The following is a 9,909-nucleotide window of genomic DNA, read 5'->3' on the forward strand; positions in this document are numbered from 1 at the left end:
CGAGCAGGCGCGCGTTCGCCGACGGCGTGACGACGGCGCTGACGGACGATGCGGCGGGAGCCGGAGCCCCCGCCGCATCGTGTCGCGCCGCCGACTACCCGCCGGTGACGATCAGGCAGGTCGCGACGAGCTTGCCCTGGCCCTCGGCCGACGGGTCGAGGTTCGGCAGCCCGACCCTCGCTTCGTAGCCGCGGCCGTTGCCGCTCGGGTCGGCGGCGTGGGCGCCCTGCGTCTGCCCGCCCTCGGCGGCGACGAAGTCGCGCGTCGCCTCGCCCCAGTTGCACTCCGGCGGCGCGGCCGCGGCCGGCGACGCCATTCCGATCGCGAGCGCCACGGCGGCAGCTCCTGCCAGCATGATCCTCTTCATCGTGCGGTTCCCCTTCCCCCTTGACGGATACCGTACGAGCGCACGATATGAGGCCTGCTCACCTGCGTCAAGGTCCCCGGGTGCCGCGACGGGGCGGATGCCGCAGCATCCGCCCCGCCGTCGTGCAGCGGATGCCGCGGCATCCGCGCCGGTGGATCAGCCCTTCGTGGCGCCCGCCAGGAGGCCCCGGACGAAGTACCTCTGGAGACTGAAGAACACGATGAGCGGGATCACGATGGAGATGAACGCGCCCGCCGTGAGGAGCTCCCACGCCTGGCCTCTCGTACCGGTCAACTCCGCCAATCGCTGGGTGAGTGGCGCCACGTCCTGTGTGCCGCCGGAGAAGATCAACGCGACGAGCAGGTCGTTCCACACCCAGATGAACTGGAAGATCGCGAACGATGCGATGGCCGGGGTGGCCAGCGGGAGCACGATCCGGAAGAAGATCTGCCCGTGCGTGGCGCCGTCGACGCGAGCGGCCTCGATGACGTCGCCGGGGATCTCCGCGATGAAGTTGTGCAGCAGGAAGATCGCCAACGGCATCGCGAACATGGCGTGCGCGAGCCACACCGGTGCGTAGTTCTGCTCCGGGATGATCGGGATCACGTCGTGCACCCAAGCCTGCATCGGCCTCAGCCAGGTCGAGAAGATCTGGAGCAGCGGCACGAGCGCCATCTGCAGCGGCACGATCTGGAGGGCGAACACGAAGATGAACAGCACGTTCGCTCCCCGGAACTTGATCCACGCGAACGCGTACGCGGCCATGGTCGCGAGCACGAGCGGGATCAGGGTGCCGAGCAGGGTGATCGCGATCGAGTTCACGATGTACGCGCCGAGCTGCGGAGACGACGCCGACGGCGAGAGGAGGACCTCTGCGTAGTTGTCGAACGTGAAGCCCGGGTTCTGGAAGATGGTCCACCATCCGGTCGTGCGGATCAGCTCCGCGGGCCGGAACGACGAGATGAACAGGCCGAAGGTGGGGATGGTCCAGAGGACCGCGATGATCAGCGAGGCGATCGTCGCCGTGCGCGAGGTCAGGCGCTGCTTCACGCGCGCCGTCTTCGGCTTCCGGCCGTACTCGGCCTCCTCGGCGGCCTCGATGGAGCCCTTGTCCTTGCTGACCGGGAGGTCGGCGGGTGCGACGCTGCTCATCGGATCTCCCTCTGCTTCCGCAGGATATTGACGTTGTAGACGACGATCGGCAGGACGAGGAGGAACAGGATCAGCGCCAGTGCCGAGCCTCGCCCGATCTCGCTCGCGCGGAACGCCTGGGTGTACATCTCGTTCGCGATGACGCTGGTGTTGAAGTTTCCGGCGGTCATGGTGCGGACGATGTCGAAGACCTTCAGCGTCGCGATGGAGATCGTGGTGACCACGACCACCAGTGCACCTCGGATGCCCGGCACCGTCACGTTGATGAAGCGCTGCCACGCGTTCGTGCCGTCGAGCTGCGCCGCCTCGATCTGCTCGGTCGGCACGCCCTTGATCGCCGCGCTCAACAGGACCATCGCGAAGCCCGTCTGGATCCAGATCATGACGACGATCAGCAGGAACGTGTTGATCGGGTCGGTCTGCAGCCATTGCACGGGTTCGCCGCCGAACCCCACGACCAGCGCGTTCAGCAGGCCGATCTGGTCGCGCTCGCCCGAGCGGTACTCGTACACGAAGCGCCAGATGATGCCGGCGCCGACGAACGAGATCGCGATCGGCATGAACAGGATCACCTTGTAGTACTTCTCGCCGCGCGACTTGTCGATGAAGATCGCGTAGGCGAGGCCGATCGCGGTCGAGATCGTCGGCACGAGCAGCACCCAGATGATCGTGTTGATCAGGGTGCGGATCGCCGCGGGCTGCGTGAAGGTCCAGATGAAGTTGTCGAAGGTCCAGTCGCCGCTGGAGTCCTGGAACGCGAGGATCGAAGTGCGGATCGCCGGGTACACGAGGCCCACGGCGAGGAAGAGCAGCGCCGGGGTGAGGAATCCCGCCAGCTGCCAGTAGTCACGGCCCCGTTTCGGTGCCTTGTCGATGAAGAAGATCAGGAGGCCGATGATCGCCGCGAAGATCGCGAGCCCCATCACCACCTGGAGGATCTTGCCGAGCAGGTCGCCCGTGGTCATCATGCCTCCCGGTTCGTCGTTGAATCTGGGGGTCCCGAGGGGCGGGGTGCCTCACCCCGCCCCTCGGTCATACCGCGTGCGACCCGTAGGACGCGCGCGGCGCGCTGGCGATCAGCTGCTGGGCCAGCTCGCCTCGATGGTGTCGAGCACCTGCTCGGTGCTGTCACCGCTCACCCACGCCACGATGCCCTTCCAGAAGGAGTCGGCGCCGACGGCACCGGGCATCAGGTCGGAGCCGTCGAACCGGAACGTGGTCTCGGGGTCCTGCAGGATCTCGATGGACTGCACGAGCAGCTCGCTCGACGCGTTCTGGGGGTCGACGCCCTTGTTGGCGCTGATGACGCCGCCGAGGCTGACGCGGTTGTTCGCCCACGTGTCGCTCGACAGGAAGGTGCGCACCGCCTCGACCTCCTCGGAGTCGGTGAACGCGACCGGGAACTCGCCGCCACCGGTCACCGACAGCGGGTCGTCGGCGTTCACCGGCGGGGTCAGGAACGCGAACACGGTGCCGTCGGAGGCCACGGTGTTCTCCTCGCCGCCCTCGGGGTTCCAGAAGGTCTCGTAGAACGAGGCCTGGTGGTGCAGCGAGCACGAGCCGTCGAGGATCGGCAGGCCGGCCGTCTGGAACGCCTCGGTGATCTGCGTCGAGACGTCGCCGATGCCGCCGTTGACCATGTCCTCGTTCTTCAGGTACTCGCCGACCGCGTCGAACGCCTCGGCGACCTGCGGGTCGTTGAACGGGATCTCGTGGGTCACCCACTGGTCGTAGACGTCGGGACCGTGGAGTCGGAGCATCCAGTCCTCGATCCAGTCGGTGCCGGGCCAGCCGGTCGCCTCGCCGGACTCGAGGCCGACGCACCACGGCTTGTGGTCGCCGTCATCGGCGATGGTCTGCGAGAGCTCGGTCAGCTCGTCGAGCGTTGCCGGGATCTCGTAGCCGTTCTCCTCGAACTCCGTCGGGGAGTACCAGACGTAGCCCTTGATGCTGGCCATGAGCGGCGCCGCGTAGAACGTGTCGTTCGCCGTGCCGTACTGCTTCCAGTCCTCGGACCAGAACTCGTCGACGTTGGCCTCGACACCCTCGGATGCCGGAATCAACCAGCCGCCGTCGGCCAGTCGTTGGAGCAGGCCGGGCTGCGGGACGATGCCGATGTCGGGCGCGTTGCCGCCCTCGGCGAGCACTGCGATCTGGGCCTCGAACTCGCTCGAGCCCTGGTAGTCGACCGAGATGCCGGTGCAGGTGGCGAAGTCGGACCAGGATTCGACGAGCCGGTCGGCCTCGAGGTCGAGGATCGTGCCTCCGATCGTGACCTCGGCGCCGTCGAACGTGCCGTACTCCTCGTAGTCGGAACAATCGACGTCTGCCGCGTCCTCGCTCCCGATGTCGCCGGTACAGGCGGTGAGCGCCAAGCCGGCCGCCGCGGCCACCGCGACGGGCGCCGCCCAACGGCGATGCCGTGTGAGTCTCATGTCATCTCCTCGTTGAGTGTGGTGCAGGGCGGAACCGGGAACCGGTTCCAGATCCCACGCTAGGCGACCGCGGCGGCGCTGGGCAAGAGTGCGTCGGGTCACGATCGAGTGACGGATGCCCGGACTGTGGCACCGGTTCCACACTCCCGGGGATTCGCGTACACTCCGTTCACGAGCCCGACGGAGGGAGCGTGATGACCGCGATCTCGGATGTCGCGCGCCTGGCCGGCGTCTCGAAGTCGACGGCCTCCCGGGCCCTGTCCGGCCGCGGCTACGTCTCCGAGGCGACGCGGCGCCGGGTCGTCGAGGCCGCGGCCGACATCGGCTACATCGCATCGCCGAACGCCGCGAGCCTCGTCACGGGCCGCACCAAGAACGTCGGCGTCGTCATCCCGTTCGTCAACCGCTGGTTCTTCGGCGAGGCACTCGAGGGCATGGAGCGGACGCTCCTCTCCGCCAACTACGACCTCACGCTCTACAACCTCGCGATCGCGGGCCCCGAACGGGACCGCGTCTTCGACTTCTTCCTCGCGCGCAAGCGGGTCGACGCGGTCATCGCGGTGGGCGTCGACCTCACCGACCGCGAGGTCGAGGTCATCCAGGGTCGCGGCAAGCCGATCATCGCGCTCGGCGGCACCTGCCCGGGTGCGCCACGGCTCGCCGTCGACGACCGCGGCGCCGCCCGGCTCGCGACGGAGCACCTCATCGACCTCGGCCACGAGCGCATCGCGCACCTGGCCGGCGCCGGCACGGGCTCCGCGGCGCGCAGCGTGCAGGCGCTCCGCAGGGCGGGCTTCGCCGATGCCATGCGCGAAGCCGACCTGAGCCCGGTCGGCGAGTCGGACGGGATCGTGGAGGCGGAGATGACCCTCCCCGGCGGGTACGTCGCGGCGCTCCAACTGCTCGGCCATCCCGCCACCCGGCCGACCGCGATCTTCGCGGCATCCGACGAGATCGCGTTCGGGGCGATGCGGGCGGCCGAACGGCTGGGGCTGTCGGTGCCCGGAGCCCTCTCGATCGTCGGGTTCGACGGCCACGAGCATGCGGAGCTGTTCGGGCTCACCACGATCGAGCAGTTCCCGCGCGCCCAGGGCCGGTACGCGGTGGACGCCGTCATGCGGCTCCTCGGCGAGACGACCGGCGACGCGGACCCGCTGACGCCCGACGGCCTCCCCGACTTCGATCGTCCGCTCGAGACGCGGCTCATCGTGCGCAGCAGCACGACCGCGCCGTCGACGAAGTCGCTCGTCGCGCGCTGAGCGGGCGGTGCGTCGGTCTCAGGGACAGCCCGGTGGCGCCCCGCTCGGCCCGTCCGTAACGTCCACCGCGGGCCGTCATCCGGCACCGACCGGGTGGCACCGGGCCCGGAGCGGATGAGGGAGGACATGATGTCCGACGACGGAATCACACTGCAGAGGCTGGCCCGCGCAGGCGGGTACGGCGGGCCCAACGACGGCGTCCCGGGCCCGAGCACCTGGCGGGCGTTGCAGAAGCTCGCCACCGGCTACGGGTACACCGGCGCGATCGACGGCGCACCCGGCACGAACACCTGGCGGGCGTTGCAGCGCTTCGCGGCGCTCGGCGGGTACTCCGGGCCGATCGACGGCGTGATGGGTGCGCAGTCCTGGATGGGCGTCCAGCGGCTGCTCTCGCCGTTCAGCTACGTGGCACCGGTGGACGGGGTCCCGGACGCGGACACCTACCGCGCCCTCCAGACCATGGGCCGCATCGGCGGGTACTTCGGGCCCTACGACGGCGTCATGGGGCCGAACTCCTGGCGAGGCATCCAGACGATCCTCGCCGGCGCCGGCTACACCGGGCCGATCGACGGCGTCCCCGGGCCGAACACCTGGCGGGGACTCCAGCGCATCGCCCGGCGCGGCGGGTACTCGGGCCCGATCGACGGCGTTCCCGGCCCGAACACGTACGCCGGGATCGAGGCGCTCCTCGTACGGAGCGAGCACGACTGAGCAGGCGTGGAACGACGGATGCCCCGTGCCGAACGAATCGGCACGGGGCATCCGCGTGTTCAGGTGACGCAGGTCACCTCAAGCTGCGCCCTCTCGCGAGGGCCGCGATCACTTGAGGGTGACGGTCGCGCCGGCCTCCTCGAGCGAGGCCTTCGCCTTGTCGGCGGTCTCCTTGTTCGCGCCCTCGAGCACGGCCTTCGGAGCACCGTCGACGACGGCCTTCGCCTCGCCGAGGCCGAGCGAGGTGAGCTCGCGGACGACCTTGATGACCTGGATCTTCTTGTCGCCGGCAGCCTCGAGGATGACGTCGAACGAGTCCTTCTCCTCGACCTCCTCGGCAGCGGCGCCACCGCCGGCGGCGGCCGGGCCGGCAACGGCGACGGGGGCGGCCGCGGTGACCTCGAAGGTCTCCTCGAACGCCTTGACGAACTCCGAGAGCTCGATGAGGGTCAGGCCCTTGAACTGCTCGAGCAGCTCCTCAGTGGACAGCTTCGCCATGATTCTTCTCCTTAGATTTCCTGGTAACTCACCGCTTGAGAGGCTCGCGCCTACGCAGCGGACTCCTGCTTCTCACGCAGCGCGTCGACCGTGCGAACGGCCTTCGAGAGCGGTGCGTTGAACAGATATGCGGCTCCGAACAGCGAGGCCTTGAAGGCGCCGGCGAGCTTCGCCAGCAGCACTTCGCGGGACTCGAGGTCGGCGAGCTTGCCTACCTCTTCGGCGGTCAGGGGCTTGCCATCGAAGTAGCCGCCCTTGACCACGAGGAGGGGGTTCGCCTTGGCGAAGTCGCGCAGAGCCTTCGCGACGGCGACCGGGTCACCGTGCACGAATGCGATCGCCGACGGACCGGCGAGCTCGTCGTCGAACGACGAGATGCCGGCGTTGTTCGCCGCGATCTTGGTCAGCGTGTTCTTCACCACGGCGTAGCTCGCGTCCTCACGGATGGACGTGCGCAGCTGCTTGAGCTGGGCAACCGTGAGGCCGCGGTATTCAGTCAGCAGAACGGCGGTCGAGCTCTCGAAGAGGTTCGTGAGTTCGGCAACCGAGGCTTCCTTGTTCGCCATGGCCACTCCTTGTGTCTCCTGCATGCACCGCGGTGGCGATGCACGGCCTCGGAGCGCTGGAGGTTCAGAGAAAGAAAAAGAGCTCCGGCGCAGACGCGCGGAGCTCGAACCATTCGGGAAGAGTGGAAAGTCTTCGTCACACCTGCGCGGGCACCTGTTCTCACAGGACTTCGGTCGAATTCGCACGCGAACACGACAACCAGCGGTCTTCGGCTCCGACAAGGGTAGCGGATGCCGCGAGCGCCGCCAAATCGGCCCGGTTCCCGTTCGCGTGCGCGGGCGCGCGACCGCCTGACCCAGGGCGGGAATAGTTGACCGATATCCAAAGTTGACAAGTCTCAACTACTGTTCCTATGGTTGACGCCGATCAACTTTCTCGGAGGACATCACTCTCTTGTCAGCAGCCACCCCCACCTCGGCCGAGGCACCGTCGCGCACGCCGCGCGAGGTCTTCATCGCCCTCTCGGGCCTCATCGTGACGATGTTCGTCGCGGTGCTCTCGGGCACGGTCGTCTCGACCTCGATGCCGCGCATCATCGCCGACCTCGGCGGCGACCAGGCCGCGTACACGTGGGTCATCACCGCGAGCCTCCTCGCGACGGCCGTCTCGACCCCCATCTGGGGAAAGCTCGCCGACCTCGTGAACCGGAAGGTGCTGCTCCAGCTCGCGATCGCACTGTTCGTCGTCGGCACGGCGATCGCCGGGTTCGCCCAGGACACGACCACGATGATCGCCGTCCGCGTCATCCAGGGCCTCGGCGCCGGCGGCCTCATGTCGCTCGTCATGATCATCGTGGCGCTCATCATCTCCCCGCGCGAGCGCGGCAAGTACATGGGCGTCGTCGGCGGCATCATGGCCGTCGCCACGATCGGCGGCCCGCTCCTCGGCGGCGTCGTCACCGACGCGTGGGGATGGCGTGCCAACTTCTTCCTCCCGCTGCCCCTCGCGATCATCGCGCTCGTGCTCATCCAGCTGACGCTGCACCTGCCCCGACTGCCGAAGCGCGCGGTGAAGATCGACTACGCCGGCGCCGTCCTCATGGCCGTCGGCGTCTCGCTGCTGCTCGTCTGGGTCACCCTCGGCGGCAACCGGTTCGACTGGGACTCGGTGGCGAGCCTGGTCATGGTCGGCATCGCCGCGGCATCCCTCATCGCCTTCGTCGTCGTCGAGTTCTTCGTGGCCGAGCCGATCGTGCCCATGGCCCTGTTCCGGAACCGCACGTTCACGCTCGCGGTCGTCGCGTCGATCGCGATCGGCGTCGCCATGTTCGCGACGAGCGTCTTCCTGGCGCAGTACTTCCAGCTCGCGCGCGGAGCGACGCCGACCGAGTCCGGGCTCATGACCATCCCGCTGATCGTGGGCCAGATGGGCGCCTCGATCCTCATCGGCGCGCTCATCAGCCGGTTCGGCAAGTGGAAGGGCTTCATGGTCGTCGGCGCCGCGCTCATCGTCGCCGGCTCCTTCCTGATGACCACGCTCCGGTACGACACCGACTACGCGTGGGTGAGCGTCGCGATGGTCGTGCTCGGCGCGGGACTCGGCATGGTGATGCAGAACCTCACCCTCGTCGTGCAGAACGACACCCCGGTGTCGCAGCTCGGCGCCGCCTCGTCGAACGTCAACTTCTTCCGATCCATCGCGGGCACCATCGGCGTCACCATCATGGGCTCGCTCCTCGCCGCGCAGGTGCAGGAGCGCATCTCGAGCGGCTTCGCGGGCTTCACGCCCTCGACGCCCGAGGAGGCCGACGCGCTGCAGGGCCTCACGAGCGGCGCCGTGCCCAACGTGCACGAACTGCCGGAGTCGATCCGCGTGGTCATCGAGTCGGCCTACGGCCACGGCATCGCCGACGTGTTCTGGATCGCCGTGCCGCTCGCGGTGCTCTCGCTCCTCGCGATCGCGTTCCTCCCCAACCGGCCGCTCTCCACGAAGACCGCGGCGGAGTCGCTCGCGGAGGAGGCCGAGGACGCGGTGATCGACCTCGCGGAGGCCGAGATCGGCGCGGCGGTCCCGTCGGCCGAGTCGTTCGAGGCGGGCGCGCGCCGCGAGCTCGTCTCGACGGCGACCGGCTCGGTCGCCTCGGCGGATGGCACGGATGCCTCGGGGTCGCGTCGCTAACATGGCCGTCATGACCGCCGACCCAGAGCTCGACGCCGCCATCGCGGCCGTCGAGGACCAGTTCGGCATCGTCTTCAACCGCGCACGGATCATCTGGGCCGAGTCGGCGAAGCTCGTGCACCCGGAGCTCCAGCCCGCGGGCTACAAGCTCCTCAGCAGCATCGTGCGCGCGGGCTCGACGAACGCCCACGCGCTCGCGGAGCTCTACGACATGGACAAGAGCGCCATCAGCCGGCAGATCCGGCAGCTCGAGGAGCTCGGGCTGGTCGAGAGCCGTGCCGACGAGCGGGACGGCCGTGCCAGGGTGCTCGTGCCGACGCCGTCCGCCCGCGAGCGGGTCGCGAGCGTGCGCGCAGCGAACCAGGCGCGGCTCCGCAACGCGCTGCAGGGGCGATCGATCGAGGAGCTGCGCTCCGTCGCCGACGTGCTGCGCATCGTCGCGGCGGGCTGACCGACCCCACCTCGCCCGCCCGCAGGGTCGGCGCCGAGATGACGCGAACCGTCGGTCGGCGGCTTGTATGCGACCGTTCGCGTCATCTCACCGCCCGGCGGGGGCGGGGGCGGGGGGCGCCGGGCGTCAGGCGGGGAGGTCGACGGCGAAGACCGTACGGCCGGGCTCGCTCTCGACGTCGACGGTGCCGCGGTGCGCGGCGACGACGGCCTTCACGATGGCCAGGCCGAGCCCGGTGCTGCCGGCGCGGCGCGAGCGAGAGGCATCGCCGCGCGCGAACCGCTCGAACAGGGTCGCCCGCACGGCGGGGTCGATGCCGGGTCCGTCGTCGGTGACCGTCACCCGCACGCG

Annotated in this window: 11 protein-coding genes; 4 read left to right on the top strand and 7 right to left on the bottom strand. The window is 69.1% G+C overall.

Annotated features, from left to right (window positions below):
- Nucleotides 1-94: 94 nt before the first annotated feature.
- From ESO86_RS06320 to ESO86_RS06335, 4 genes are all read right to left on the bottom strand, one after another.
- Nucleotides 95-355: a hypothetical protein gene (locus ESO86_RS06320; protein WP_129234132.1), complete on the bottom strand. Its 261-nt coding sequence runs from the start codon at nucleotides 353-355 to the stop codon at nucleotides 95-97.
- Nucleotides 356-523: 168 nt separating this feature from the next.
- Nucleotides 524-1,519: a carbohydrate ABC transporter permease gene (locus ESO86_RS06325; RefSeq protein WP_129234133.1), complete on the bottom strand. Its 996-nt coding sequence runs from the start codon at nucleotides 1,517-1,519 to the stop codon at nucleotides 524-526.
- On the bottom strand, nucleotides 1,516-2,484 hold the full coding sequence (locus tag ESO86_RS06330) for a carbohydrate ABC transporter permease (protein ID WP_129234138.1): 969 nt from the start codon (nucleotides 2,482-2,484) through the stop codon (nucleotides 1,516-1,518). Before ESO86_RS06330 ends, ESO86_RS06325 begins: the two co-directional genes overlap by 4 nt.
- Nucleotides 2,485-2,595: 111 nt before the next feature.
- Entirely contained in the window at nucleotides 2,596-3,954 is a 1,359-nt protein-coding gene (locus tag ESO86_RS06335) for an ABC transporter substrate-binding protein (RefSeq protein WP_129234134.1), read from the bottom strand.
- A gap of 194 nt (nucleotides 3,955-4,148) precedes the next feature.
- Between ESO86_RS06335 and ESO86_RS06340 the strand changes: the two genes are divergently transcribed.
- Both ESO86_RS06340 and ESO86_RS06345 read left to right on the top strand, forming a co-directional pair.
- Nucleotides 4,149-5,213 (top strand): LacI family DNA-binding transcriptional regulator, encoded by a 1,065-nt coding sequence (locus ESO86_RS06340; protein WP_129234135.1) that lies wholly within the window; start codon nucleotides 4,149-4,151, stop codon nucleotides 5,211-5,213.
- A gap of 129 nt (nucleotides 5,214-5,342) precedes the next feature.
- Nucleotides 5,343-5,924, top strand: coding sequence for a peptidoglycan-binding domain-containing protein (locus ESO86_RS06345; RefSeq protein WP_129234136.1), 582 nt, complete (start codon nucleotides 5,343-5,345; stop codon nucleotides 5,922-5,924).
- A gap of 108 nt (nucleotides 5,925-6,032) precedes the next feature.
- Here the strand turns inward: ESO86_RS06345 and rplL are convergent, their stop codons facing one another.
- Together rplL and rplJ are read right to left on the bottom strand one after the other, a co-directional pair.
- Nucleotides 6,033-6,422, bottom strand: coding sequence for a 50S ribosomal protein L7/L12 (gene rplL, locus ESO86_RS06350; protein WP_067947898.1), 390 nt, complete (start codon nucleotides 6,420-6,422; stop codon nucleotides 6,033-6,035).
- A 50-nt stretch (nucleotides 6,423-6,472) separates the two neighbouring features.
- On the bottom strand, nucleotides 6,473-6,988 hold the full coding sequence (gene rplJ, locus ESO86_RS06355) for a 50S ribosomal protein L10 (protein WP_129234139.1): 516 nt from the start codon (nucleotides 6,986-6,988) through the stop codon (nucleotides 6,473-6,475).
- A gap of 394 nt (nucleotides 6,989-7,382) precedes the next feature.
- Here rplJ and ESO86_RS06360 point away from each other — a divergent pair, with 394 nt between their 5' ends.
- Nucleotides 7,383-9,107, top strand: a complete 1,725-nt coding sequence (locus ESO86_RS06360; RefSeq protein WP_242492232.1) for an MDR family MFS transporter — start codon at nucleotides 7,383-7,385, stop codon at nucleotides 9,105-9,107.
- Between the two features lie 10 nt (nucleotides 9,108-9,117).
- Nucleotides 9,118-9,558 carry a MarR family winged helix-turn-helix transcriptional regulator gene (locus tag ESO86_RS06365; RefSeq protein ID WP_242492233.1) on the top strand — a complete coding sequence of 147 codons (441 nt, stop codon included), beginning with the start codon at nucleotides 9,118-9,120 and terminating at the stop codon, nucleotides 9,556-9,558.
- Nucleotides 9,559-9,684: 126 nt separating this feature from the next.
- Here ESO86_RS06365 and ESO86_RS06370 read toward each other — a convergent pair.
- Nucleotides 9,685-9,909 (bottom strand): ATP-binding protein (locus tag ESO86_RS06370; protein WP_242492234.1); only part of this gene is annotated, 225 nt, incomplete at its 5' end.

The sequence above is a fragment of the Agromyces binzhouensis genome (genome assembly GCF_004135055.1).
Classification (GTDB): Bacteria; Actinomycetota; Actinomycetes; order Actinomycetales; family Microbacteriaceae; genus Agromyces; species Agromyces binzhouensis.